Source organism: Sporolactobacillus terrae, assembly GCF_019930545.1.
GTDB classification, from domain to species: domain Bacteria; phylum Bacillota; class Bacilli; order Bacillales; family Sporolactobacillaceae; genus Sporolactobacillus; species Sporolactobacillus terrae.
Genome location: NZ_CP082837.1, coordinates 2,056,821 through 2,083,813, shown reverse-complemented (window position 1 = coordinate 2,083,813; position 26,993 = coordinate 2,056,821). Strand labels below are relative to the sequence as shown.

At 42.8% G+C, this 26,993-nt stretch carries 26 protein-coding genes and 1 pseudogene; 19 read left to right on the top strand and 8 right to left on the bottom strand.

Annotated elements, in window-relative coordinates:
- Position 1 precedes the first annotated feature (1 nt).
- A complete protein-coding gene (locus tag K7399_RS09900) occupies positions 2-781 on the top strand; it encodes a creatininase family protein (RefSeq protein WP_028975838.1) in 780 nt (259 codons plus the stop codon).
- A gap of 14 nt (positions 782-795) precedes the next feature.
- Positions 796-1,353 carry a hypothetical protein gene (locus tag K7399_RS09895; protein ID WP_028975837.1) on the top strand — a complete coding sequence of 186 codons (558 nt, stop codon included), beginning with the start codon at positions 796-798 and terminating at the stop codon, positions 1,351-1,353.
- Between the two features lie 905 nt (positions 1,354-2,258).
- On the opposite strand, the gene K7399_RS09890 is transcribed toward K7399_RS09895, so the two are convergent.
- Positions 2,259-2,372 (bottom strand): putative holin-like toxin, encoded by a 114-nt coding sequence (locus K7399_RS09890; RefSeq protein WP_223362292.1) that lies wholly within the window; start codon positions 2,370-2,372, stop codon positions 2,259-2,261.
- Positions 2,373-2,526: 154 nt separating this feature from the next.
- Between K7399_RS09890 and K7399_RS09885 the strand changes: the two genes are divergently transcribed.
- From K7399_RS09885 to K7399_RS09865, 5 genes are all read left to right on the top strand, one after another.
- Entirely contained in the window at positions 2,527-3,561 is a 1,035-nt protein-coding gene (locus K7399_RS09885; RefSeq protein ID WP_028975835.1) for a threonine aldolase family protein, read from the top strand.
- Positions 3,562-3,779: 218 nt separating this feature from the next.
- Positions 3,780-4,301 (top strand): GNAT family N-acetyltransferase, encoded by a 522-nt coding sequence (locus K7399_RS09880; protein WP_028975834.1) that lies wholly within the window; start codon positions 3,780-3,782, stop codon positions 4,299-4,301.
- Between the two features lie 124 nt (positions 4,302-4,425).
- On the top strand, positions 4,426-5,223 hold the full coding sequence (locus tag K7399_RS09875) for an aminoglycoside phosphotransferase family protein (RefSeq protein ID WP_223362291.1): 798 nt from the start codon (positions 4,426-4,428) through the stop codon (positions 5,221-5,223).
- 17 nt (positions 5,224-5,240) lie between these two features.
- Positions 5,241-5,684: a GNAT family N-acetyltransferase gene (locus K7399_RS09870; protein ID WP_028975833.1), complete on the top strand. Its 444-nt coding sequence runs from the start codon at positions 5,241-5,243 to the stop codon at positions 5,682-5,684.
- A 56-nt stretch (positions 5,685-5,740) separates the two neighbouring features.
- A complete protein-coding gene (locus K7399_RS09865) occupies positions 5,741-6,940 on the top strand; it encodes an MFS transporter (RefSeq protein WP_037562722.1) in 1,200 nt (399 codons plus the stop codon).
- Between the two features lie 349 nt (positions 6,941-7,289).
- Here K7399_RS09865 and K7399_RS09860 read toward each other — a convergent pair whose 3' ends face one another.
- A complete protein-coding gene (locus K7399_RS09860) occupies positions 7,290-7,805 on the bottom strand; it encodes an O-acetyl-ADP-ribose deacetylase (RefSeq protein WP_028975831.1) in 516 nt (171 codons plus the stop codon).
- Positions 7,806-7,971: 166 nt separating this feature from the next.
- Between K7399_RS09860 and K7399_RS09855 the strand changes: the two genes are divergently transcribed.
- Positions 7,972-8,862 carry a DMT family transporter gene (locus K7399_RS09855; RefSeq protein ID WP_028975830.1) on the top strand — a complete coding sequence of 297 codons (891 nt, stop codon included), beginning with the start codon at positions 7,972-7,974 and terminating at the stop codon, positions 8,860-8,862.
- A gap of 501 nt (positions 8,863-9,363) precedes the next feature.
- Here the strand turns inward: K7399_RS09855 and K7399_RS09850 are convergent.
- Positions 9,364-10,299, bottom strand: a complete 936-nt coding sequence (locus K7399_RS09850; RefSeq protein WP_028975829.1) for an aldo/keto reductase — start codon at positions 10,297-10,299, stop codon at positions 9,364-9,366.
- A 161-nt stretch (positions 10,300-10,460) separates the two neighbouring features.
- On the opposite strand from K7399_RS09850, the gene K7399_RS09845 reads away from it, so the two are divergent.
- The gene (locus tag K7399_RS09845) at positions 10,461-11,240 is read left to right on the top strand and encodes an alpha/beta fold hydrolase (RefSeq protein WP_028975828.1); all 780 of its coding nucleotides are present in this window, start codon (positions 10,461-10,463) and stop codon (positions 11,238-11,240) included.
- 90 nt (positions 11,241-11,330) lie between these two features.
- On the opposite strand, the gene aroE is transcribed toward K7399_RS09845, so the two are convergent.
- Positions 11,331-12,218 carry a shikimate dehydrogenase gene (gene aroE, locus K7399_RS09840; RefSeq protein ID WP_128166959.1) on the bottom strand — a complete coding sequence of 296 codons (888 nt, stop codon included), beginning with the start codon at positions 12,216-12,218 and terminating at the stop codon, positions 11,331-11,333.
- Positions 12,219-12,365: 147 nt separating this feature from the next.
- On the opposite strand from aroE, the gene K7399_RS09835 reads away from it, so the two are divergent.
- Complete coding sequence (locus K7399_RS09835; protein ID WP_128166957.1) at positions 12,366-13,457, top strand: nuclease-related domain-containing protein; 1,092 nt, start codon at positions 12,366-12,368, stop codon at positions 13,455-13,457.
- 236 nt (positions 13,458-13,693) lie between these two features.
- Here K7399_RS09835 and K7399_RS09830 read toward each other — a convergent pair whose 3' ends face one another.
- Genes K7399_RS09830 through K7399_RS09815 form a run of 4 tightly spaced genes read right to left on the bottom strand, consistent with a single transcriptional unit; the run spans position 13,694 to position 15,075 of the window.
- Entirely contained in the window at positions 13,694-13,861 is a 168-nt protein-coding gene (locus K7399_RS09830) for a hypothetical protein (RefSeq protein ID WP_164875498.1), read from the bottom strand.
- Between the two features lie 10 nt (positions 13,862-13,871).
- Positions 13,872-14,228, bottom strand: a complete 357-nt coding sequence (locus K7399_RS09825; RefSeq protein WP_028975825.1) for a hypothetical protein — start codon at positions 14,226-14,228, stop codon at positions 13,872-13,874.
- Positions 14,229-14,252: 24 nt separating this feature from the next.
- The gene (locus tag K7399_RS09820) at positions 14,253-14,825 is read right to left on the bottom strand and encodes a DUF4352 domain-containing protein (protein WP_028975824.1); all 573 of its coding nucleotides are present in this window, start codon (positions 14,823-14,825) and stop codon (positions 14,253-14,255) included.
- Between the two features lie 25 nt (positions 14,826-14,850).
- Positions 14,851-15,075: a hypothetical protein gene (locus K7399_RS09815; RefSeq protein WP_028975823.1), complete on the bottom strand. Its 225-nt coding sequence runs from the start codon at positions 15,073-15,075 to the stop codon at positions 14,851-14,853.
- Between the two features lie 280 nt (positions 15,076-15,355).
- Between K7399_RS09815 and K7399_RS09810 the strand changes: the two genes are divergently transcribed.
- The 9 genes and pseudogenes from K7399_RS09810 (at position 15,356) to K7399_RS09770 (ending at position 26,932) form a co-directional block, all read left to right on the top strand.
- Entirely contained in the window at positions 15,356-15,946 is a 591-nt protein-coding gene (locus tag K7399_RS09810; RefSeq protein WP_010025529.1) for a YdaS family helix-turn-helix protein, read from the top strand.
- A 14-nt stretch (positions 15,947-15,960) separates the two neighbouring features.
- The gene (locus K7399_RS09805; protein ID WP_028975822.1) at positions 15,961-17,487 is read left to right on the top strand and encodes a class I SAM-dependent DNA methyltransferase; all 1,527 of its coding nucleotides are present in this window, start codon (positions 15,961-15,963) and stop codon (positions 17,485-17,487) included.
- The gene (locus K7399_RS09800) at positions 17,474-18,763 is read left to right on the top strand and encodes a restriction endonuclease subunit S (RefSeq protein ID WP_223362290.1); all 1,290 of its coding nucleotides are present in this window, start codon (positions 17,474-17,476) and stop codon (positions 18,761-18,763) included. Before K7399_RS09805 ends, K7399_RS09800 begins: the two co-directional genes overlap by 14 nt.
- 76 nt (positions 18,764-18,839) lie before the next feature.
- On the top strand, positions 18,840-19,835 hold the full coding sequence (gene xerA / locus K7399_RS09795) for a site-specific tyrosine recombinase/integron integrase (RefSeq protein ID WP_028975821.1): 996 nt from the start codon (positions 18,840-18,842) through the stop codon (positions 19,833-19,835).
- 73 nt (positions 19,836-19,908) lie between these two features.
- Positions 19,909-20,547, top strand: coding sequence for a restriction endonuclease subunit S (locus K7399_RS09790; protein WP_081791704.1), 639 nt, complete (start codon positions 19,909-19,911; stop codon positions 20,545-20,547).
- Positions 20,513-21,226 (top strand): restriction endonuclease subunit S, encoded by a 714-nt coding sequence (locus K7399_RS09785; RefSeq protein WP_128191226.1) that lies wholly within the window; start codon positions 20,513-20,515, stop codon positions 21,224-21,226. Before K7399_RS09790 ends, K7399_RS09785 begins: the two co-directional genes overlap by 35 nt.
- Before the next feature lie 103 nt (positions 21,227-21,329).
- Positions 21,330-21,533, top strand: a pseudogene (locus K7399_RS09780) (hypothetical protein).
- 17 nt (positions 21,534-21,550) lie between these two features.
- Positions 21,551-24,811 carry a type I restriction endonuclease subunit R gene (locus K7399_RS09775; RefSeq protein ID WP_128166951.1) on the top strand — a complete coding sequence of 1,087 codons (3,261 nt, stop codon included), beginning with the start codon at positions 21,551-21,553 and terminating at the stop codon, positions 24,809-24,811.
- Between the two features lie 51 nt (positions 24,812-24,862).
- Positions 24,863-26,932, top strand: coding sequence for a DUF262 and DUF1524 domain-containing protein (locus K7399_RS09770; RefSeq protein WP_028975818.1), 2,070 nt, complete (start codon positions 24,863-24,865; stop codon positions 26,930-26,932).
- Positions 26,933-26,993: the final 61 nt, after the last annotated feature.

The window sequence follows — 26,993 nt, the reverse complement described above, 5'->3', positions numbered from 1 at the left end:
AATGATTTCAAAATGGGAGAATTTAACGCGTGATGAACTTGCAGCCATTGATAAAGATTCGGCGATTGTTTTTCTGCCGACTGCGGCGACCGAGCAGCATGGACCGCATTTGCCAGTGGGCACCGATGCCATTATTTTATCTCAGTTAATCGATCATTTTATTGCTACACAAAGCTTCGATGAAGGCGCGCTGATCTTTGCTCCGCTGCTGAATGTCGGCAAGAGCAATGAGCACATGGGCTTTGCCGGCACGATTACCTACGGCACGCAGACCTACTACTCCGTGCTGCATGACATTGCTGGGGCGATTGCAGCAAGCGGGTTTAAGAAGCTGGTGCTGTTTAACAGCCATGGCGGCAATACCGACATGCTCAACATGATCAGCCGCGATCTGCGCATTGATTTCACTATGGATGTGTTTGTGTTCGATTGGTGGTTTACCTCATTTTGGGACAAGGGGCTTGAAGGCTTGAAAGAATCCGGTACATACGGCGTCTTCCATGCATGCGAGCTGGAGACATCGCTCATGCTGCACGCGGCCCCTGAAACGGTTCATATGGAACTTGCGGTGGATGAGGATCCGGTTGAGGCGCTGCGCGACAACGATTTTGTGACCTTATTCGGACCGTACAATGCCGGCTGGAAGACAAAAGATGTGACGAAAAGCGGCGTGATCGGTGCACCAACCTACGCTACTGCTGAAAAAGGCAAAAAGCTGTTTGACTATGCCGTCAAAGAGCTTAAGCATATTATTTGCGCATTTGCAAAAACAAATTATTGAGGAGGCGTTTTCCCGTGAAGAAATTTACCTTTGTCAACATCATCTTTTTCGTTATTTTTGGTGTATTTACCGGCGTGCTCTGGGCATACGGCAGCCCGATTCCGCTGATTCCGGGTGCCGTGCATTTCAGAACTTTTGCGTTTATTATTCCTGCTATTGGTTTCTTATTCGGCCCGGTTTCCGGATTTTTTGCCGGCTACATCGGCACATTGGTTTGGTCACTGCTCGGTGGTTACTTCATTGCTCCTCATACCTTAATTGCAGACGGGATTACCGTTGCTTTAAGTGCGGCACTTCCAGCCTATATTATGACGCGGAAAAAGCCGCTTGAAAAACTTCTTGAAAATAAAGCGGCCTTTATTTGGCAATCATTGTTCTGGTCGCTCCTGTTCGGTTGTTTGATGATTCTTGCAACGAGCTTTTCTCTGTCATTCTTCACCGGACTCGGCTACTGGTACTGTGTCGTATGGATTGGGATTGCAGATGTTGTGCCGATCGCACTCACACCGTTTGTCGTTGTACTGCTCGCACCGCGTCTCAAACGGATTCAGACGATCATTCCGCGTATCTGACGATCATCAGTTCAGAGCCATCTCATACCAGGTGTGGGATGGTTTTTTTATTGTCCTGATAAATAATAGGGCGACTGAGCAAAGTCGTGGCCTATAGTGGGTGTGACCCCCATCGAATAAGAGCGCCACCCATCCATAACGAATCTTGGAAGGCTGAAGGAAACTTCAGTCTTTAAGCGTAGACGGTGAGCCAGTGGGTCGTTAGCCATGCGGTTGATGGGATTGAGACTCGAAAACCTAGAAAATTTTGGAATGCTGATGGCGTTGTAATTCCAGAAAGCAACATACCAGTCATTGTTAGGGCAAGAGGATTGGTGATTTCCCTGGATCAATCCATCGGTTACACTAAATGTGTTGACCGATACCTTTATATCGAGTGCTTATCCTACGACAAATTACAATAAAGAATGGGATTCCACGCAAGGTGAGTATGTTCTGAAATTCGATGGACATTGGACACGAAAAAAATAATTTCTAGTTTCTTTAATCCAAAACTCAAGGAACGTTTACTTTATGAAATCAAATATCCAAAAAAAAGAAAAAGCGGCACTAAATATTGAGGCCCCCCGGTACGTCTCTGTCTATGTACTGGATCAGAAAAATGGTGGTTTTCACATTTATCTTGATTTTCACAGGGGTTCGACGTTCACTTGCCCTCATTGCGGGCAGCCACATGTCATGATATTCCTTTCTTAATCCGTCGACATTCATTGAGGCGTAATTTTTCTCCAAGATTGATTCCCCTCACTGTCTTGTGTATAATTAATTTAGATACTGAATAAAATAATACCGTTGGTGTTCCACCACCAACGGCTTGGCAAACGAACTGCAATGGGCAGAACCTACGCAGAAGGGTAATAGCAAAAATAATCCACCTCAGCTCGGTCAAAAGCGTAAGAGGCGGATTATTTTTTATCTTTATTTGACAGTACGACGATAATACTTACAACGACTCCTATTAGTGTGATCAATAAACTAGAAAAAGCTATTGCAAGTGTTAGTGCTTCATATACTGTCATATTTATCCGCCCCCCTTCTTTCGGGGATCGGCATAGTAATCCGCTCTTTGCTTTATTCGCGCCATTTCTATTGTATCCTGTAAGTAACAAAATTTGGATCATTTGCCATAATGGGTAGATTTGAAAAATCAGACAGCTGAGGTGAAAAGTCGCAATGTACAGTTTTAAAAATGATTATAGTGAGGGCGCGCACCCGCAAATTCTCAATACGCTTGTTGATACCAATCTCGTTCAGGAAGAAGGCTACGGTGAGGACCGTTATTCACTGGAAGCGGCCGAGCTGCTTAAGAAGAAAATGGCTTGTTCCGATGTTGCCGTTCACTTTCTGACTGGAGGCACGCAGACGAACATGATCGCAATCGCGGCATTTTTGCGGCCGCATGAAGCGGCGATCGCCGCGCATACGGGTCATATCAACGTTCATGAAACCGGTGCAATCGAAGCGACCGGGCATAAAGTGTTGGCGGTCTCATCTGGAAAAGATGGAAAACTAACCGTTGCAGGCATTCAGGCAATGCTCGATGCGCACCCGGATGAACACATGGTCAAACCAAAGCTAGTATACATATCCGATACGACGGAGAACGGCGCTGTCTATACAAAAAGCGAACTCGAAGCGCTGAGTTCCTTTTGCAAAAGTCATCAGCTTTACCTCTATTTAGACGGTGCGCGACTCGGATCAGCGCTGAGCTCGCCGGTCAATGACCTGGAATTGAGTGATCTGCCCAAATTGGTCGATGCTTTCTATATCGGCGGGACAAAGAATGGCGCGCTGCTTGGCGAAGCACTGGTGATTTGTAACGACGCGCTTAAAGAAGATTTCCGTTATTTAATGAAGCAAAAGGGTGCGATGCTTGCCAAAGGACGACTGACCGGGATCCAATTTCTCGTTTTGTTCCGTGACGATTTGTATTCGGATCTTGCTGCGCATGCGAACGCAATGGCGTTCAAACTCAGTAAGGCCATCCAGGATGCGGGTTATGCCTTCCTGACGCCGCCGGTTTCCAACCAGATTTTTCCGATCTTGCCTCATGACGTGATTGAGCAGCTGCGCAGACAGTTTTATTTTTATGACTGGGAGCAGATTGACGCGGATCATTCAGCGGTCCGACTGGTCACTTCATGGGCAACCAAGGAAGAAGCCGTTGACGCATTTATTGAAACCTTAAAAGCAAAAGCAGTGAATTGAATGAAAGAGCTGCAAAGAATCCCTGATATGGCTTGACCATTAAGTAAAGAGATTTCGACTAGTTGGCCAATTAAATAGGCTAATTTTTGCTACCATGGCCTTTGCCGCACTCCTTTTCCGGCAACTCACTCAGCATTGGGCCATTGGTGCATGACATTTACTGCGGTTTCGATAAAATAATCGATTAATAACATCATCGCTGAAAAGGGTGACCGATCATGAGTGAAAGCAAACGAACGATTCGCGAAGCGAGAAAATCGGATGCAGCACCAGTTTTGGCTTATCTGAGCCGTATTGCAGGCGAGACCGACTTTTTAACCTATGGTTCGGTTGACGAGCTTCAGTTGACGGTTGAGAAAGAGGAAGCCCTCTTTGAACGTTATGCGAAAAAAGACAACGCTGTGTTTCTTGTTGCCGAATATGACGGCACAATTGTCGGCACTCTGAACTTCGAGGGCGGGAAACGCAAGCGAACAGCACATGTCGGCGAATTCGGCATCAGCGTGCGCAAAGACTATTGGGGAAAAGGGATCGGTCGTGCGCTCCTGTCGCACTTGATCCATTGGAGCAAAAAGACCGGAATCATCCGTAAGATCAACTTGATGGCTCGCTCGGACAACATACGCGCGATTAGGCTTTATGAATCGTTCGGTTTTGTTCAGGACGGGTTGATTACGCGTGATTTATTGATCGACGGTGTGTTTTATAGCACCGTACATATGGGCCTCTTGATTGATTAATAAGGCGGTGGGGGTGACACTGTGACCGGCCAATTTTTATCAATACCCGGATCAGAGGCTTGGACAGAAGTTAAACCGCTTCAGGCCGGTTGGTCGCATGACCGCAAATATGTTGTGACTGCCGATGAGCAGACGTTTCTGCTGCGTGTCTCTAGCTGGCGAATTCTTCGAACGGAGAAAACGAGAATTTGATGCTTTACAGGCACTACGCACGCTGCCCATTGCAACAACCAAGCCGATCGCGTTCGGCTGGTGTGATCATGGGAGATGCTGCTATACATTGATGACCTGGCTAGACGGATCAGATGCAGCGGCAGTGCTCTCGACACTTAATCTTGAAGAGCAGTACCTGCTCGGCCGCGAAGCGGGGAGAACGATGAGCCGAATTCACGCGATTCCGGCGCCGGAAGATCAGCCGAACTGGACTCAATTTTACAATGATAAGATTGACAGGAAATTAACCGCATATGTACGTTGCGGGATTCACGTAGAAGGCGCAGAGCAGATCATTGCGTTTATTGAGGAGCAGCGCGGCCTACTCAAGGACCGCCCACAATCTCTGCAGCACGGTGATTATCATTGCGGCAATATGGTGATTACAAAAGAGAAAATGATCGGAATTATCGATTTTGATCGGATGGATTACGGGGATCCGTGGGAAGAATTCAACCGGATCTCCTGGTGTGCCGGAGTGAGCCCGGCTTTTGCATCCGGACGCATCAATGGTTATTTCGACAACCAAATATCGGAGACCTTTTTTCCATTAATGGCGCTCTATATGGCGACGAATATGATCAGTTCCATTCCTTGGGCGATTGATTATGGCGCCGGAGAGGTTGATGTGATGAAGCGCGAGATCAAAAAAGCAATGGACGCGTACGATCATTTTCAAAATGTTGTACCGAAATGGTATCGGCGTTAAATGGGGGAGAGGCAGAAATGACAGCAGAAAAGTGGCATGTGAAACGATTTGACGACCTCTCTGGAAAGGAAGTCTATGAACTGCTGCGTGCACGGGAGACGGTTTTTGTTGTTGAGCAGGAATGTGCCTATCATGAAATCGATCACCATGATCTGGAAAGTCTTCATGTGTATACAACCGATGCGTTCGGTGTGGTGACCGCTTATGCGCGGATTTTCCAAGAAGGCGGTTTGGTGACCTTCGGACGGGTACTTGTCCGAAAGGATCAGCGTGGAAAGGGGCTTGCGAATCAATTGATTGGCAAAGTCTTGCAAGTGATCGAAGAACATTTTCCAAAGCAGCCGATTGAAATTGAAGCACAAGATTATGTTCAAGCGTTGTATGCCCGTTTCGGATTCAAAACAATCTCGGATGTGTTCCTGCTCGATGACATTCCCCATGTACGGATGGAAAAAAGGTGATGAAATGAAAATGGCGGTCATCACGGATATTCACGGCTAGATTAGGAGGAAAATCAATGAATCTTGCATTAAAAGAAGCGGGGGTGAAGCCAAGACTGGCTGCAAAACGACAATTGTTCAGTCTCAGTGGTGTGCATTTTATCAATGATCTGATGACCACCGGGCTTGTACCTGCGCTTTTGCCTTTATATAAACAAGCGTTTGACCTTAATTATACCCAAGCCGGACTCATTCTCTTTGTCTCGATGCTGACGTCATCGGTTGCTCAACCGGTGTTCGGGGTACTGTCCGATAAATATCCGAATGCGTGGTTCATGCCAATGGGCATTTGTCTGTGCGGGTTTGGGTTGACCGCCTCAGGATTTGCTTCGGTCTACTGGCTACTGCTCTTATGTGTTGCCGTATCCGGGATCGGTTCTGGAATCTTTCATCCGGAAGCGATGCGCGGTGCTTACATGGCGGCGGGAACAGCCAGAGGGACTGCACAGGCAATCATCCAAGTCGGCGGGAACTTCGGCCAGGCGGCCGGTCCACTGGTACTCCCCTTATTTTTAATTGCGACGGGGCTGCATGGGCTCGGCTGGTTTGCAATTGCCGCTCTTGCCGGGCTTTTGCTCGTGTTCTCGGTGATGCCCTGGTACCAGAGAAGTTTGGAGATGAATAAAAAAAGGCAGAAATTGATTCAAGGACGCAACCATGTGACTGGTCTTATCCTGCTCACGCTTGTGGTGATCTTGCGTTCTTGGACACAGATTGGTGTTGCCGGATTCCTGCCGTTTCTTTACTTGCACCAAGGGTTTACGTTGAAGGACGGGGAATTGTTGACCTTCCTTTTTCTAGCTGCCGGTGCGGTCGGCACCTTTATCGGCGGCCGCGTCTCCGATCAAATCAGCCGCAAATGGCTGCTGTTTCTTTCAATGGCGGTCACCATTCCTTTTGCTTGGCTGCTGCCTCATGTACATGGCGTTTTATCGATTATTGTCTTGTTCCTTTTCGGATTCTTCGTGCTGTCTTCATTTGCGGTTACCGTGGTCTACGGGCAAATGATGTTTCCAAAGAACATTGGATTGGTCTCAGGGCTGATGGTCGGCTTTGGGATTGGTGCCGGAGGAATCGGTGCTACGCTGATCGGTTGGCTTTCCGATCAGTATGGCATCTATACGATTTTTGGCCTGTTCGGTATTCTTCCGATGCTCGCAGCCATTCTCACCTTGTTCCTTCCGAGTGAACGAAGCTTGACCGCAAAAGAAGCGTGATCAACTCCCCGCATCTCGATCGATGCGGGGATTGCTTTAATCGTTCATTTTTTGGATCTGAAGCATTTTTTTGCTTTTGCAATCCAGATAAAGAAAAGGGGACAAACAGACTATTGAGAACATATGTTCCTGTTTGGTATACTAGATACATAATCTTTTAGACGTGGGAGCTGGGAGACGCGGCAGTTCTAGATAAGCGGGGCGAGAGCGATGACGGTATATCAAGCATTGATGTTTGCAATATCCTTTGCGGGACTCATTCTTATGATTCTTTCCTTTTTTAATGAAAAAAAGTGAACCGTTTTCTCCATGGAGTGAAGATGACCGGAACCAATGGATCCAATCGCTGTTATTCATCAAGGTCAGCTAGTGACCGATCGTAAGCATGTTTTGTGACGGGATCAAAGCAAACCAAGGTAACCTGTGCGACACTCTTGGATGTACTCAAAAATTCGCGGATTGTTTGAAGGGCGATCGGTGCGGCGGTCTCGAGCGGGAAATGGTAAACACCGGTACTGATGGATGGAAAAGCAACCGTTCGGCAGCCATGTGCATCGGCAAGTTTGAGGCTGTTTAAATAGCTGCTTTGCAGCAGTTCACGCTCGTGATTTGCACCACCTTGCCAAATGGGACCCGGTGTATGGATCACATAACGCGCCGGCAAACGATAGCCCTTGGTTATTTTTGCTGCGCCGGTCCGGCATCCGTTCAGGGTTCGGCATTCCGCAAGCAGCTCCGGTCCGGCAGCGCGGTGAATGGCACCGTCGACACCGCCTCCGCCAAGCAGTGTTGTGTTTGCTGCGTTGACAATCGCGTCTGCTTCGACTTGCGTAATATCACCGAGGATAATCGCTATGTTTTTCATTTTTCTTCCCTCCATGTCAAGACGTTTATTCTGAGGTTATTATACATCGTTTCAATGCATGTTAAAAAGGATTGCGGTTAAATAAAGCATGTTGCATTTTATCGTTGACGCCTCGTGCTTATCCAATGACGATAGATGAAAAGAAAGAGCAGAAGGGATGGAATCAATGGCACTAAGAGATTTCTTACTATTAAATATACTCGGCGCTTTATGGGGCGGCTCGTTTCTGTTTATGCGTGTTGCTGCGCCGGTGCTTGGACCGTTTTTATTAATTGATCTGCGTGTGCTGATTGCCGGTTTTGCCTTGCTGATCTACGCCTATGCGATCCGCAAGATGCCGGATTTTCGACAAAAGTGGAAGCAGTATCTTCTTCTTGGCGCTGTAAATGCGGCTATTCCTTTTACCATGATTGCAACTGCAGAGCTGCATGTGACGGCTTCGGTATCGTCAATTTTAAACGCAACCACGCCGCTTTTTGCCTTGCTTGCGGCAGCGATTTGGCTTAAGGAACGATTGCGTGCCGGTAAAATGCTGAGTATGTTCATTGGCATTGCCGGGGTGGCCATTCTTGCCGGATGGGGCCATCTTGGCCATTCACCGATTGTGTTGCTTTCGATTTTCTTTTCATTGGTTGCTTCTGTCTGCTATGGGATTGGCGGTGTGTACACAAAGCTGCATTTTGCATCTGAAGCTCCTTTGACTTTGGCGATTGGGCAACAGCTAGCCGCAGGTTTAGTATTGCTTCCCTTCAGTGTACCGACAGTCGGTCGATTGCAGGGCATGACGATTTCGATCGCGGTATCCGTATTCTGTTTGGCTGTGCTATCAACCTCAGTCGGCTACCTTATTTATTTCTACCTTATCAAAAGTGTTGGCCCAACGAAGACACTGAGTGTGACCCTGCTCGTTCCACTCTATGGTGTAATCTGGGGCATGCTGCTGCTCGGTGAAAGGCTGTCTGTGGGTACGGTTGCGGGGCTCGTACTGATCTTGAGCAGTACAATCATGATTACTGAAACGAAGCTGGGAGCTGGATCGAGGCGTACGGTCAGTTAGGGACGCGGTAACATCTGGCTGGATCATCAACTGTTTTGTGCGATTTATCGACCACTTTTCGTGATTTATCGACCAGTTTGAAACATTTATCGACCACTTTTCGTGATTTATCAACCAGTTCGCAGTTGGAACTGTTGTATTGAATGGTGGTGAATCGTCGCTTCGGTTACTCGCATCAACAGGGCGCGACCGCGCACCTCGAGCCTACTCAGGCAAGCAGGAATCTGCGTAGTCTCGCTGGTAAGCATCAACTAGGCGCCCGAGTACCTCCGCTTTGATGCTCAGCCATGACACTGTTTTATTGGTTTGAAGACAGGGTAAAATCGTTCACTTTTGTACGTAAATACAAGTTAGACGCTTTATCTCAAGGGTATTTTCATTCCGGCGGTGTCCCGCGCCCCCCAAGCGGGTCATGAATGTTTCTTTACCTACAAAAAAGGACCGAGCCGCGGCTCGGTCTTTTCGTCTCCGGGGCATATTCGGAGATTTTTAATTTTATTATTATGGGAGTTTGTTGCCGGCTGCCTGGTAAATGTCATACCATTCCTGACGCGTTAACGTGATATCTGCACCCTTGGCAGATGCGGCGACACGATCGATATTCGTCGTGCCAAGAATGACCTGCATCTCGGCCGGATGACGCAGAATCCAAGCAACGGCGATGGCGTTATTGCTGACGCCGTATTTCTTAGCGATTTCATCAATCTTCTGATTCAATTCTGGAAATTTTGGATTATCGAGGAAAACCCCTTCGAAGAATCCATATTGGAACGGCGACCAAGCTTGAATGGTTACATCGTTCAAACGACAATAGTCAAGAATGCTTCCGTCTCGATCCGATGCGCCGTCCACCGTCATATTGACATTGATACCGGCATCAATCATCCCGGTAAATTTAATGCTGAGCTGTAGCTGATTGATTTCAAGAGGCTGATGCAGATACTTTTTCAGCAACTCGATCTGATAAGGGTTCTGGTTGCTGACGCCGAAATGCAGGACTTTACCTTCTGAGTGCAGCTGATCGAATGCTTCGGCAACTTCTTCAGGTTCGACAAGTGCGTCCGGACGATGGAGCAGCAAGTAATCGACATGATCCGTTTGCAGTCGTTTTAGACTGGCGTTAACCGTTTCGAGAAGATGTTCCTTTGAAAAATCATAGGCCTTAATATGCTCTTCGTTTCCGCGTACGATGCCGCATTTGGTCTGTAATGTGATTTTGTCGCGCAGGCTTGGCTGCTTCGCGAGGACTTTTCCAAACAATGCCTCGCAAGCACCATCCGTGTACACATCCGCATGATCAAAGAACGTGATCCCATTTTCCAAATCGGTTTTAATCAGTCTGTCTGCTTCTGCCTCAGACATGTTTGCAATACGCATGCATCCTTGAACAACCGCAGAACCCGACTTTTTTTCCGGTCCAATTGCAATTTGCTTCATGATCATACCTCCAAATTAAAGTTCACAAGAAGAACGCTTTCAATAACTATCATAAGACAGGCATCTATTTTTTTAAAGAAATTCGCTTTGTACGTATCGGTCTGCTCATGGAATCGGGCCAACCGGGTTAAACTATAAAAAAGACAATTTAGGGGACGATCATGCCGTATATCGAAACGAATCAAGGAATCCACCTCTTTTATGAAAAGATTGGAAAAGGCAGGCCAATCGTTTTTCTGCATCCGCCGCTCATGGGGCATGTTGCTTTTCGTTACCAAAAGGCTTTAGCCGATCGAGCTCAATTGATTTTCTATGATCAAAGAGGGCATGGACAAAGCGGGTACCAAGCCTCAGCTTCATTGGGTCAGGTGATTTCGGATCATGAACATGACCTAAGCGAACTCATTCTCAAATTGCAACTGGAAAAGCCGATACTTGTTGGTTATTCAAGCGGAGGACTGATTGCGCTCACTTATGCGTTGCGCCATTCGGGAAATATCGGCGGTATTCTGCTTGCAGGAGGATTCCCATGCATTGCGTCAGTCCTGCTGCGTCTGGAATATCAGTTGGGCATTAGCTTAATGAAAACCGGAAATCAGCAGCTGCTGAGCAGGCTCATTGCTAAAGCAAATAAAAACAGCGCAGAAGATGAACGGGCGATGGATGATTACGCACAAAAGGCCAATCCCGGAGCTGTTCTGGATCTCTATTGTGCAGGACCAAAAACAGACTTGACCTCGCAGCTTGCGCAATTGGATCAGCTGCCGATGCAAATACTTTACGGTTCGCTGGATGTTTATTTGAAAAAGCACAAGAAATATTTTGAACCGCTTGCGCACACCGAAATCATAACGGTTGATCGCGCCTTTCATCAATTGCCCACGCATCATTACAAAGTGTTTAATCATCTGATCATGCGATTCTTGCGTCAACTCGGCTAATAAAAAGCAGCGCCCATCAAGTGGGAAGCTGCTTTTAGGTTTTTTACAGGATACTGACAGGATTCCTGTTACGGTCATTCAAAAAGTCACTTATGAACGATTTTGATCTAATTCTTTTAACAGGGCATCTTCGACATCGTCAATGGGCATTTCTTGATCGGTCCATCGTTGGAACGCTTGGGCGCCTTGATAGATCAGCATACCCAGGCCGTTAAATGTGGGGCAGCCGTGCTGTTTTGCTGCATGTAAAAAGCGTGTCTGTCGCGGTTCATAAATGGCATCACAGACCACGGCTGATGGTGACAGACAATCGATCAGCGCTTCAGCTACCGGCAATTTTGCGCCATCACTCATGCCGATATTGGTTGAATTAATGAGAAAATCGCTCTCAGAAAGCGCGTGCTGCAAAGCCGTTTCATCCTTGTAATCATGGAGCTGGATCGTCGTAGGATAAGCAGCGCCGATTTGGCTTAACTGGTCCGAAACGGCGGAGAAGGACGCATTGCGCCGTTTAAACACATGGATGCTGCTCAGTCCTTTTGAGGCACCGGCAGCAATGATCGACAGCCCGGCGCCGCCTGCACCAAGAATAGTTGCCGTCTTTTGTTTTGTTGTACAGCCGTTTGCCGCTAAATGCGCAAAGAAACCGGTCCCGTCCGTATTTGCGCCGATCAAATGGCCGTCCCGATTCATAATCGTATTGACTGCACCGATCAGGTCAGCGGTCGGGGTCAGTTCATCGAGAAAGGGGATCACTGTCCGCTTGAATGGCATTGATAAATTAACGCCACCCATATCAAACTGGCGGATACTGTTCACAGCATCACCAAGATCCCCAGTCAAATCAAAGGCCAAGTAAACGGCATTGATCCCCCGCTTCCTAAAACTGAGATTATGCATCAGCGGCGATAGACTGTGTTTCGCCGGATGAGCAAACAGTCCATACAGCCGGGTACGACCGTTAATCGTGTCAATCATGTAAAGCAGCTCCAATCTTTCGCGTTTGGACGCATTGTTATTGCATTCATTATAGCAAACCAGAATGAATCATTTGTTCGGCGCCTTTAGACATAGTCTAGGGTGATAAGGTATACTATTGGTAAATTATTGAAAAGAGGCGATCCAATGCTTCAACTCTATATCCTTTGCGCAGAATTACTTTTTATATTTTTATCGGGACTATTCGGCTTCTTATTTATAATTTATACGTATCAACACGCAAAATACAAGAAAACACACTATTACCGCATCACGCATCGTCCTTATTTGAAAATGAGACGTTCAACCGGTAGTTACGGCGAGTACCTCATCTATAATAATCTGCGTTCACTCGAGAAAGAAGGACGTCTTCTCTTCAACGTATACTTACCCAAAGAAGACGGCACAACGACCGAGATTGATGTGCTGCTGATTCATAAAAGCGGTCTATACGTGTTCGAATCGAAAAATTACAGTGGCTGGATTTTTGGAACAGAAAGCCAGCGCACTTGGACGCAGACGCTTCCGAGCGGCAGGAGGAGTATTAAAAACCGCTTTTTCAATCCGATCATGCAAAACGAAGGTCATATTAGCCAACTCAAGCAGTTCCTCTCAGACTATCCGCAAATCATCTATCATTCGATTATCCTCTTCAGCGATCGCTGTGAACTGAAAAAAATCACGCTGAATCAAGGCAAAGCAGCCGTTATGAACCGTCGCCGTGTCACATCTTTTGTAAAGAAAACAATGGCCAATACCAACGAAGTCCTCGATCCCAATGAAATTGAAGCAATCGACCAGACCCTTTTTCCATATTCACAAACCTCCGAAGAAGCAAAACAGATCCATATTGAAAACATTCAAGCAAAACATCCGAAGCATTCCAAGAAAAAATCAGCCGGTCTCAAAAAAAAGATCGAGGAGCAAGCAGCGATTGAGACTGCGTCAACAGCAGAATGCGATCCTCCGGCTAGTGAAGCGCAAGCTTTGGAACAAGACCAAAAGGAATCGGCGATCCAGAAGCAAATAAAAGAAGATAAAGAAGAATATCAAATGATCCCCAATACAAATACCGCTCTGGATGAGCAAACAAAAGAAGTCGAAAAAGTATGCCCATGCTGCGGTAAACCGATGGTCCAACGTGTGGCCAAACGCGGAACGTACAGCGGCGAGCACTTCTGGGGCTGCAGCAATTTTCCAAAGTGTCGCTACATGGAAAAGCAGCATGTTGTGGAGTAACCTTCAAATGGTGCTCCTGACCGTTTATGGAGCATTAATGGGCCCATTTCTTTTGCAGTACGTGTTATCGCGATCCCGTCGTATAAAAAAAAGATCCGCCTCAATGACCATCGCAGTGGCTGAGGCAGATTTATTGATGACATTATTCGGTGTATGCGAAATGGTAAAGCACCTTAAAATTCTTGAAAAAGCAGGGATCTTTCCATTCAAAAGCAAAGCAACACTACGTTCGATGTTTACTTTTTTGTGACGCCTTTGAATGAAGTGCCATCGTTTTTTACATTTAAAAAAGTATTTGAACCTCGATCTGCTTTAATCCATTGTTTCGTTTTTGGGTTGTAATACTGTATCCTATTTCTTACAGCGCCATGCCTTCCTTTACCTGGTTTTCCATTCGTCGCCATTAGGATTACCTCACTTGTCTCTATTTTTTTGGAGCAATGTAAAAATTGCTGCAAGTATTGCTAAAACAAAAGCAGGGAAAGCGAGAAACATTGTGATCAAAAAACAAGCCATCCCAATAATTCCGAGTACATGCCCAACAACCGATATTCCTGCTTTTTTTGATTTGATCCATGCAATAATATGCAGAATCAGTGTGATTCCGGCACAAATGTAAAAGAAACTGCCAACACCGCCCGTTGCATGAGTTCCTGTTGCTGCATCGCCTACCGCTGCAAAGAGAACAGCAAACCAGGAAATCATAATCAGAAAAGCCATGATGATGTCTGCAACACCCGTTACGTTATTAATTGTGAGTCTTTTTTTCAAACGAAAAGCCTTCTTTCCCATGAGTTAGAATTGAATGGCAACACTATAATTCTTTTGAGTAAGCATCTCATCGCCAGCGATCACATCAAACTTGAAAGCACCTTTTTTAAATTGCTTTGCTTGCTTCTCTTTTAATGGGAACAAGACATAGCCTGATTTTGTTGCACCGCTTGCGATTTCGCCATCTTTGAATGCATCATCAACCGTGACATCTGCACCCATTAGTCCATCAATTTGCGTACCATCTTCAAGTACGACATGACCTTGCGAAGGATATGTGGTCGCTTCATCCTTCGCCTTATTTGAAACGCTCATATGAATGAGGAGCACAAAATCGACTTGATCCATTTCATTGTCTATGAGGTTTAAGTCCGAAACCTGTTTGATCTCAGCAGAGTCAACTTTTGTCGTTTGTCCAGCTGCCGTGTTAGTGAAATCTAATTTCGTTTGCTTATGAATCTTTTCTTTTGAGGCTTTGCTCGATGATTCAGTTTGCGATGCAGACGAGTCACCGCTGCCGACGGTAACATCCTCGGTGCAAGCAGCTAATGTGAATATCAGAAGTAAACTTATTGTTAAACCAACTATTCTTTTCAAAATGAACCCTCCCAAACTGAGTTAATTATTGGTAAATCAGTGTGTATCCAGCCAATTGAATGACGGTTTTCATCCCCTCAAGTTGTTGCGTAATAATGATCTGCTTTGCCTGATCAAGTGCAAGCTTTGAACCAGCTAAACGTTCGACCTCGAGCTCCATATGCTTCATTGTTTTGACAATCTTATTTTGTACGTTGGCAGTCAATGGTTCTGTATGGTTGCCTGAAATAGGGATCATGGCAAGTTGCATCTTTTTATCGCCTCCTGAGTTATGCGCGATCATGATTCATTTAAAAAATTCAAGCGTATTGCTTAGAAGTACATTGATGTACATAATAGAAGTAAGCTGCAGACATACTTCGGATGAATAAACAGCATGATTGGTGCATTTCCGGAATGCATGATCTAATAAATTGAATTGGGTTAACCTCACAAAATAATTAATAGCAGAAAATATTGACTCAGTCAATAAATGATTCTAAAATAAAATCAACCGAGTCAATAAGAAAGCCCAAATTGGTGGTGATGGATTGATAGGCTTGGAGTATCTGCTTGGGCTTTACACCATGCAGCAGCTGGAGCTCGCTGATCGGTTAGGGATAAAAAAACAAAATATTAATTTATGGCTTAAGGGCAAACAGAAGATACCGAAGAAATATCTGCCGACTTTGGAGCAGCTTTTTCATGTCGATCGATCGTATCTGTCGAAAGAATTAAATGAACTTGAAAAACTGGAGCTGCAAAAAGAAAAGCTTAAAGCCGAATTACAACCGATTATTAAACGGCATGAGGATGTGCTTCGTCCTGGAGCAGAAAAGTTGGACGCCGTTCCAATCTATGATCGAGAAGAGATTAACAGGATCGACCGAACGATTGAGAAGACGAAACTTGTACAACGATTCAAAAAATCCTTGGAACAGGTTGATGATCATCCCTATATGGATACGTACCGAATCATTCTGGAATTGCTAGAACAAGCAGAATCCGAAATTATTTTACAGAAGACCATACAAGGACTAGCCCATTATTTAAACGTCTTGCCTGGAGACATTTCAACCGGTCCGGAACAGGAAGAGTTCGAAGCGGCACTGTTTGAAGTGCTTGATGATTACAACTATTGAGGAGCGACAAGATTATGGCAAAATCAACAGCAAATATTGGCTTTGAAGAAACCTTGTGGAAGGCAGCCGACAAATTGCGTGGCAGTATGGAAGCCACCGATTATAAGCATGTAGTGCTTGGGCTGATCTTCCTCAAATACATATCGGACAAGTTCGAAATGAAATACAATGCACTCGTCGAAGAAGGCGAGGGGTTCGAAGAAGAGATTGACGAATACTTAGCAGAAAACATTTTCTGGGTACCAAAAGAAGCACGATGGGGTCATATTCGCGATCATGCGAAAAGCGAGAAAATCGGTCAGATCATTGATGATGCGATGATTCTGATTGAAAAAGAAAATGCTACGCTTAAAAATGTGCTTGAGAAACGGTACGCACGCCCAGAACTTGACAAACGAAGACTCGGTGAATTGGTCGATCTTATTTCAACCATTAAGCTGTACGATAACGAAGAAAAAGATTTGCTCGGCCGCGTGTATGAATACTTCCTCGCAAAATTTGCGGCAGCGGAAGGCAAAGGCGGCGGAGAATTCTATACGCCAACTGGCGTGGTAAAAACACTGGTTTCCATGATTGAACCCTTTAAAGGCCGGGTCTATGATCCTTGCTGCGGGTCAGGTGGTATGTTCGTACAAAGTGAAAAATTTGTTGCAGAGCGCCAGGGAAGAATTGCAGATCTTGCTATTTATGGTCAGGAACTGAATGCAACCACGTGGAAAATATGCAAAATGAATTTGGCGATCCGCGGATTGTCTGGAAATATTGGCCCACATCACGATGATACCTTTCATAATGATCTGCACAAAAATTTAAAAGCAGATTTCATTCTCGCCAATCCTCCATTTAATATCAGTGATTGGGGCGGAGAGCAGTTGGTTGATGATGTGCGTTGGGCATATGGGGTACCGCCGAAAGGAAACGCCAACTATGCTTGGCTTGAACATATGGTTTACCACTTATCACCAAGGGGTATTGCGGGTGTCGTGCTTGCCAATGGATCGCTCAGTACGAATACATCCAATGAAGGCGCGATCCGGAAAAATCTTCTTGAGGCTGATCTCGTTGACTGCATCGTCGCCATGCCGGATAAATTATTCTATTCCACGGGTATCCCGGTTTCGCTATGGATACTTAATCGTAACAAGAAAGGCAGCACAAAGCATCGGAACCGCGAACATGAAATCCTGTTTCTCGATGCTCGTGAGCTCGGAGAAATGATCGATCGCCGCCACCGCGAGTTGAGCCTTGAAAATATCGAAAAAATTGCCGGTACTTATCACGAATGGCGAAACAAAGACGGAAAGTATGAAGATATGAAGGGATTCTGTAAATCAGCAACACTCGACGAAGTGAAAGAAAATGATTATATACTGACACCTGGGCGCTATGTAGGGATCGCGGAAGAACAAGACGATGGCGTTCCATTTGATGAAAAAATGAATCAATTAACCAGCGAGTTGAGCGATCTATTCGACCAATCTCACAAACTCGAAGAAGAGATCAGGAAGAATTTGAGGGGGATTGGGTATGAGATTAGATGAATGGAGCTGTAAGAAGTTATCAGAAATAACGATAAAGATTGGGAGTGGTGCGACTCCTAAGGGAGGCAAAAAAGTATATCAACAATATGGAGTGCCTTTTATAAGAAGCCAAAATATATATAATAATCTATTTAATGCTGGCGGATTAGCTTTCATTGATAAAGAAAAAGCAAGAAAATTAATGAATGTAGAGATCAAAAAAGACGACGTTTTACTAAATATCACTGGTGATTCTGTGGCAAGATGTACGAAAGTCCCTCTAAAGTATGTAGGTGGTCGCGTGAATCAACATGTTGCAATAATTAGACCAGATCAGAAATATTTATTACCGGATTTCTTAAAATACTATTTGGTTACCCCTTTCATGCAAGAATCCATGTTATCTTTAGCAAGAATGGGAGGAACTCGTGCTGCATTAACAAAAGGAATGATTGAATCATTTAAGATACCTGTTCCCAAAATTAGAGAACAAGAATTTATTTCTACTGTTCTGTCAACTATTGACGATAAAATTGGAATCAATACAAGGATAAATCAAAATTTAGAAGCAATGGCTCAAGCAATTTTCAAACATTGGTTTGTTGATTTTGAATTTCCAAATGAAGAGGGAAGATCCTATAAATCTAGCGGTGGAGAAATGGTTGAAAGCGAACTCGGGTTGATTCCGAGAAGGTGGGAGGTTAGTGATCTTGGAAGCATATCGGAAATTCAAAACGGATTTGCTTTCAAGGCTTCAGACTATGTTGCAGATGGAGTGAAAGTTTTAAGGACTTTGAATATTGGCGAAAATGGCTATTTTACTAATAATAATTTAGTATATCTGCCACAAAAATACAGAAGTGAAAAGTATGAAAAATACATTTTAAAAAATTTTGATGTAGCCTTAGTTATGGTTGGAGCAAGTATAGGAAAAATAGGGATGGTACTAAGGAATACAGAAGGCTCTTTACAAAATCAAAATATGTGGAGATTTAGATCAAAAGACGGGCAGATTCCACAACTATTTTTGTACTATCTTGTTAAAGAAGCTCAGAAGGTTGCCTCGAATTGGGAAACTGGAAGTGCAAGATTATTCTATAGAAAAGATAGTTTCTCAAAAATAAAGGTCATATTTCCTAATAATAATACCTTAATGTTATTTAAAAAAGTTTCCTCAGCAATTTTCAATAGGGTAAATAATAATGTTATTGAAAATGAAAGACTAGTGATTTTAAGAGACACTCTCCTCCCAAAACTGATGTCTGGAGAGATTCGCGTTCCGATGGAAGAAATTTAAGAAAATTAGTGTTTATATTTCTCCAATTATGCAAAATCATTATAAGATTAGTAATAAATGCAAATTGGAGGAAGTCATGAAAAACGAAATGATCAATGACGTACTTAACCGAATGGTCGCCCACTTGGACAATCATCAAATGTTGAAACTAAAAGATGTTTTGCTGGAATGTTTTGCTGGAGTATCACTAGAAATGGAAAGGGATAATGAAACTAGTAATTATATTCTAAACAATACGACAAGGGTCAACGGCTTCCTTTCATCTAAAAAGGTAGAAGGGTGCTCAAGTAAGTCATTAGATTACTATAAAAAGACCATTGATCGTATGTTGGCATCAGTTGGTAAAGACATAACACGAATTACTACTGAGGATTTAAGAAACTATTTGGCAGAATATCATGATGTGAGAAGAGTGAGCAAAGTAACCATTGATAATATAAGAAGAATTTTATCGAGTTTCTTTTCCTGGCTTGAGGATGAAGAGTTGATCATGAAAAGCCCCGTGCGACGAATCCATAAAGTAAAAACTGATAAACTCGTAAAAGAAACGTATTCTGATGAAATGCTAGAGAAGATGAGAGATTCCTGTGTTAAATCAAGAGACCTTGCTTTGATCGATCTCCTTGCCTCAACCGGGATGCGTGTCGGCGAGCTCGTCAAATTAAATAAATCGGACATTAATTTTCATGAACGGGAATGCGTGGTTTTGGGCAAGGGGAGCAAAGAACGGCTCGTTTATTTTGATGCACGAACGAAAATACATTTAATGCATTATCTAAGTGAACGGCATGATAAAAATCCAGCATTATTTGTAGCCTTAAATACACCTCATTACCGGTTAACTATTGGTGGTGTAGAAGCAAGATTGAAAAAAATAGGAAAATCAGTTACTGAAGAAAGAGTGTATCCACATAAATTTAGAAGAACACTAGCTACAGCAGCGATTGACAAAGGGATGCCCATCGAACAAGTCCAACATCTACTGGGACATCAACGAATAGATACAACCTTGCAATATGCAATGGTGAATCAAGTAAATGTGAAAAATGCTCACAGAAAATATATAGGATGAATTAGATAATTTAACTGCTGAGTTTAGAAAAAAACGAATTTAAAGATTAAAGATAGACCTTGGGGGATCGACTATGAGTTCTGATGAATGGCAAAAGGTTCGATTAGGTGATGTTATTGAATTTAATCCTAATGAAAAGCTAAAAAAAGGTGAATTGGCAAAGAAGATTGGGATGGATAAGCTACATCCACTTCAAAGATATATTCGCGGTTTTGAGATCACAAAGTATACAAGTGGTACTAAATTTAGAAATGGAGACACCTTATTGGCAAGGATAACCCCTTGTCTCGAAAATGGTAAAACTGCACAAGTCACAGTCTTAGAAAAGGATGAAGTAGGTTTTGGATCTACTGAATTTATTGTCCTAAGAGAAAAGAAAGAGTACACAGTTAATGACTTTATCTATTATTTGGCCATATCTCCAAACTTAAGAGATATTGCAATTAAATCAATGACAGGTACTTCTGGCAGGCAAAGAGCACAGGTAGATTTAATTAAGAATACTCCTATGAAATTTCCGCCCAAGAGGATTCAGAAAAAAGTAGCATACATTCTTTCAACTATAGACGAAAAAATTGAGTTGAATAATAGAATAAATCAAAATTTTCATGTTAATATTTTGCATAAGATTATTAATTTTATTATGAAATGCTTGCACAAATCAAAATTTAGAAGCAATGGCTCAAGCAATTTTCAAACATTGGTTTGTTGATTTTGAGTTTCCAAATGAAGAGGGAAGATCCTATAAATCTAGCGGTGGAGAAATGGTTGAGAGTGAACTTGGATTGGTTCCTAAAGGGTGGTCTATTAAATCATTGGATAAGGTTGCGGATTACATAAACGGTTTAGCAATGAAAAAGTATAGACCACGTGAAGATGAGAAAAGTATACCGGTTCTTAAAATTAAAGAATTAAAACAAGGGTTTATTGATAGTGAGAGTGATATTTGTTCATCGAATATTGATTCGCAATATAGAATCAATAATGGAGACGTAATTTTTTCTTGGTCAGGCAGCCTCGTTGTTGATATATGGTGTGGGGGTATATGTGGTCTAAATCAGCATCTTTTTAAGGTTAGATCAACGAATTATGATAAATGGTTTTATTTTTATTGGACCAAACATCATCTAAATAAGTTTATTGGGATTGCTAAAGATAAAGCTACCACAATGGGTCATATCAAAAGAAAAGATCTGAAAGATTCTTTAGTGACTATTCCAAATTTGGCTATTTACAAGCTAGCCAATTCGATATTTTCACAGTTGCTTAATAAACAAATAAAATTACGAGAGGAATCTAGAATGTTGATTGAAATAAGAGACATCCTCCTCCCAAAACTGATGTCTGGGGAGATTCGTGTTCCGATGGAAGTGGCTGAACAAAAAAATTAGTGTTTATCTATTACTTTTTTGGTAATTTTGCCCAATATTCGCTATTTCGCGGTTTTATTAACGATCTTCTAACCTATGAGCCTGATAAAAGAGGTGTCCATCGATGAAATTTGGTATGAGAAAACCGAGTTTGAAACGAAGAATATCCGCGTGAACGAGTTTCAAACGGCAATTGATTCATTGTATCGGTTTAAAAATGCCACGTGGTTACGGATGGATCCGGAATCCGAAGAAATATGGATACAACAAGGTTTATCAGCGTACGTCTTTTGATCTTTTTGCATTGCTGAAGAAGCTTTTTAAATAGAAAGGGGGAGCGTACCCATGAGTGTTCCAGAAAGTTTTACTGAAGACAGCTTGGAACAAGCGGCCATAGAAATTTTAGAAGAACTAGGCTATGAGTATCAATCAGGGCCTGATATTGCCTGTGACGGCGATTATCCAGAACGAAAGGATTATAAAGAAGTGATCCTTGAAAGTCGGGTACGTGATGCATTAATACGCATCAATCCAGGAATTCCGCGAGAGGCTCTGGATGATGCGTTTCGACAGGTGATCACGTTTAATAATCCATCTTTAGCGGAAAATAACCATTATTTTCACCGGATGCTTACAGAAGGGATCGACGTTTCTTACAAGGAAGACCATATCATTCGAACGAAACGCGTGTACATCGTTGATTCTGAGCACGTTGAGAATAATGACTTTCTCGCAGTGAATCAATTCACCATTATTGGTTTGAAGAATAGACGCCCTGACTTGATTCTATTTATTAATGGGCTGCCGCTTGTCGTGATTGAACTGAAATCAGCCTCGGACGACAATGTTGGCATTGAGCATGCTTATAATCAAATTCAAACGTACAAGAGGGATATCCCATCGCTGTTTCATTACAACGCATTTTGTATTCTATCCGATGGGATCAATGCTAAGGCGGGTACAATCACGTCTAACTTCGAACGATTCATGAATTGGCGCAGTGATGACGGTCAAAATGTAGCCCCGCTTTCGATGCCTCAATACGAGACACTGTTTCACGGGATGCTTGAGCAATCACGTTTGATCGATATTGTGACGCATTTTATCTTATTTCAAACCACGCGTTCGGAAAGTTATGATGCAAAGGGTAAAAAGTTTGGGGCAAAAAAATCGCTGATTAAAATTTTAGCTGCCTATCATCAATATTTTGCGGTGAAAAAAGCAATTGAGAAAACGAGAATGGCGACGAGCAGCACGGGCAATCGAAAAATTGGTGTCGTTTGGCACACGCAGGGTTCTGGAAAGAGTTTCACGATGGTCTTTTACACTGCGGCACTTGTTCGCCAGTTAAATAATCCCACGATCATTGTCATTACCGACCGGAATGATCTGGATGATCAGCTCTATACAACCTTCTCCAAGGCTCAAGAGATTCTAAGGCAGGAGCCGAAACAGGCAGATGTCCGAAAATTAACGGATGAGCAGAAGAAGATCCTTGCAAGCGATCACTCGCGCGAAGTAAATGGATTATATGATCTGCTCAATGAACGACAATCTGGCGGGATTATTTTCACGACGATTCAAAAGTTCAAGCCTGAAGCTGGAGAAATGCCGATTTTAACAGATCGGCGTAACGTGATTATTATTGCAGATGAGGCGCACCGCAGCCAGTATGGGCTTGAGGCGAAAACAAATTTGAAAACAGGAACAATAAAGTTTGGCTATGCCAAGTATATGCGTGATGCGTTGCCAAATGCTTCCTATATCGGTTTTACTGGAACGCCGATTGAATTTGATGATAAATCGACACCTGCCGTATTTGGCAATTATATTGATATTTATGATATGACGCGTTCAGTTGAGGACAAGGCAACCGTTAAAATTTATTACGAGAATCGCGTGATTAAGCTTGAAGCTGATGATGATGTGATGCAGGTTCTGGATGATGAATTCAATGAAATTACCGAAGGACTTGAAGAAACCGCACGGGAAAAAAATAAATCAAAATGGTCACGTCTTGAAGCAGTTGTCGGCTCACCCAATCGGATCAAGAGACTTGCTGCGGATATTGTTCAGCATTTTGAAGCCAAAGAAGAGGTCATGTCTGGGAAAGCGATGATTGTCTGCATGAGTCGTAAGATTTGTGTGGATTTGTACGACGCAATTGTGGCGCTGCGACCAGACTGGCACAGTGACGATTTAAATAAAGGAAAAATAAAAGTTGTGATGACAGGCAGTGCGGCGGACAGTGAACGGCTGCAAAAACATGTCGGGGGAAAACAGCGCCGTGATACCCTGGCAAAACGGATGAAGGACAACGTTGACCCGCTTAAGCTTGTGATTGTTCGTGATATGTGGTTAACAGGATTCGATGTCCCGTCACTAAACACGATGTATATTGATAAGCCGATGAAAGGTCACAACCTCATGCAAGCAATTGCCCGCGTTAACCGCGTATTTAAAGATAAAGAGGGCGGCGTGGTTGTTGACTATATTGGCATTCTTGAGAGCTTGAAGCGAGCATTGAATCAGTACACAGACAGTGATCGGAAGAATACAGGAATTGATACTTCAGCTGCGATTGCAGTCATGAAAGAGAAACTGGAAATCGTTCAGAGTATGATGCATGGATTTGATTATAGCGGCTATTTCTCGACTTCGGCACGTACGCGCATGCGAACAATTGTAGAAGGCATGAATTTTATCCTCGGCAAAGATGAAAAAGAGCAAAAAGATTTCATTCAATATGCCACCGAACTTGGCAAAGCACATGGGCTTGTTTCTGCTACCGAAGCTGGAAAAGCTGTGACGATGGAAGTAGGGTACTTCAAGGCAGTAAAAGCAAGCTTGATAAAGCTTCAACACGGATCCCAGACACCGCCAAGCAAACATGTCATTGAACAACGGATCAATCAATTGCTTGAACGCTCGATTATTTCTGAAGATGTGGTCGATGTCTTCCAAACGCTTGGCCTGAAGCAGCCGGAAATCTCCTTGCTTGATGAACATTTTCTCCAAGAAGTAAAAGCATTAAAAACAAAGAATTTGGCTCGCGAAATGCTGAAAAAGCTGCTCGAAGGCGAAATCAAAGTCATGTCGCGAACCAACCTTGTCAAATCAGAACTTTTCTCAGAAAAGCTAAAACGCTCGCTTAATAAATACCGCAACCAATCCATTACGAATGCTGAAGTCATTGAAGAACTGATACGCATGGCGAAACAAATTCGCAAAATGGGTGAGGATGAGGCAAAACTAGGATTGAATAGAGATGAAATTGCCTTCTATTACGCGCTGTCCAAAGATGAAGCCGTTCAAGATTTCTATGACGATGACACGTTGAAAACGATTGCTCAAGAACTAACAGAATCAATTAGAAAGAACGTAACCATTGATTTTAACATCCGTGAACAAGCACAGGCGATGATGCGTCGAACCATCCGTAGACTCTTGAAGAAATACAATTATCCACCGGATCAAGCAGAAGACGCACTTGAAATTGTGATGAAACAAGTAAATCGCATGTCCGGAAACGTAGCAGAGAACCTAACCTATGATGGGATGCTTGCTCAGCAGGCGGCTGAGGATAGTGAAGATTATAAGTTATGAAAATAACAATGAAATTCAGTAATCAAATGATTGAGGTTGGTGAACGATACCTTGAAAGCTGTTGAGCAAAACTTTTTAAAATTTCTTCAATCACCGAGTCAATTCGTTGTGCCCATTTATCAAAGAAAATATAGCTGGTCAATCCCGCAATGTAAAAAATTACTTCAAGATGTTCTTGTGGCTGGAAAAGATGATGAAAGTTTCGGGCATTTTACGGGTTCAATTGTTTACATAACAAAAGATGTCTTTCATGCAGCTGTAATTAATCAATTAAGCATCATCGATGGACAGCAACGATTAACGACTCTGTCCCTAATGATCTTGGCGCTTAGAAATGCATTGGAAATTCAGAAAAAGGAAATTGGAATTTCGACGAGAAAGTTGACGAACTATTATCTTGTGAACAGTGATGAAGAAGATGACTTATTTTATAAATTGGTTTTAACAGAAGGCGATAACCAAGCCATAAGATCAATTTTAGATTCTGATAAAGCTGCGATAGACGCTTACAAAGAAAGTCGTATTGTACAGAATTACAATTATTTCTTCAATGAAATGATGAAATCAGAACTTAAAGTCGTCTATGAAGGTTTAAAGAAACTGATGATCATCGATGTAAGTCTTGAACAAGGAAAGGACAACCCTCAATTAATTTTTGAAAGTCTTAACTCGACTGGATTAGATTTATCGCAAAGCGATTTAATTCGAAATTATATACTCATGGATTTAGATCCGAAATTACAATCCACGATGTACCGGAAATATTGGTTGAAAATTGAGCAGTTGTTTACGGATCATCCCGAAAATGCCTTTGATCGTTTCTCAAGGGATTACTTAACGATTAAAACTGGTCGAATCCCACGCCAGGACAGAATCTATGAGTCGTTTAAACGATACTTTAAAAGCGCCATATCAAAGTTAGGCTTGGAACAAGTCGTTAAAGATTTTTATGATTATAGCAAAATCTTTGCTGATTTGTTATCAGCCGTTACGCCAAATCAAAAAGTGAACGCATTGATGCAAGAGATTAACGAGTTAAGGGTAAATGTTGCCTATCCATTTTTGGTTCAAACCTATCATGATTTCGATAACAAGGTAATAAATCAAGAACAACTGATTACCATTTATCGCCTTGTTGAATCGTATGTGTTCAGAAGAGCAGTAGTAGGTATCCCAACGAATTCTTTAAATAAGACATTTGCCACATTGAATGCCAAAATCGATAAAGCGCATTATTTGGACAGCTTTTGCTATGAACTTCTTCAATTAGATTCATATAAGCGCTTTCCATCAGATGAGGAATTTGAAAGAGAGCTGAAAATAAAGGATATTTATAATTTTCAACGCTCAAAATACTTATTGAGCAAACTCGAAAACTTTGACACAAAAGAAATCATTGATCTTAACAAGTACTCGATTGAACATATTATGCCTCAAACGTTAAATGAAAAGTGGAAAGAAATACTCGGGCAAGATTGGAAAACCATTCATACTCAGTATTTGAACAGGCTTGGCAATCTAACACTTACCCGTTATAACTCCGAATTGAGTAATCAAGAATTCGAAGGAAAAAGAAAAATGAAAAACGGATTTATTTATAGTCCGATACGATTGAATCGAATGTTAGCTGAAGTAGAGCAGTGGGATCCTAGTGCAATTGATCGACGAGGAAATTTGCTTTCCAGACGAACTCTGAACATTTGGCAATACCCAAGTGTATCTCCAGATTATTGTGAGCAAAGAGAAGAAACGGTTGATAACGTTTCCTATACTATTGAAGATTATGAGTTTCGATCGAAACCAAATCTAGAACTTTTTACAGCCATTCAAGACTATTTAATAAATCTGAATGCTGATATTACCGTTAAATATAATAAGCATTATGTTGTCTTCCGTTTTAGAAGTAATCTTACTAGTGTTATGTTCACAAAAGAGGGCATTTCAGTGAATATTAATGCTTCTGTGGATGAATTAACAGATCCTAAAGGTCTGCTCAGAGATTTGCGAGGTATTGGCCATTGGGCAACGGGAGAAAGTGAGATCAAAATTTTTTCACCTGTACAATTGGATGATGTGTATCCACTCATTCATCAAGCTTATGCTATCCAAATGGAGATTTGATTTTTATTTATTATCGTTGGTATTTCGAAGTTACTTAAATGAATAATTTAGATCAAATAGT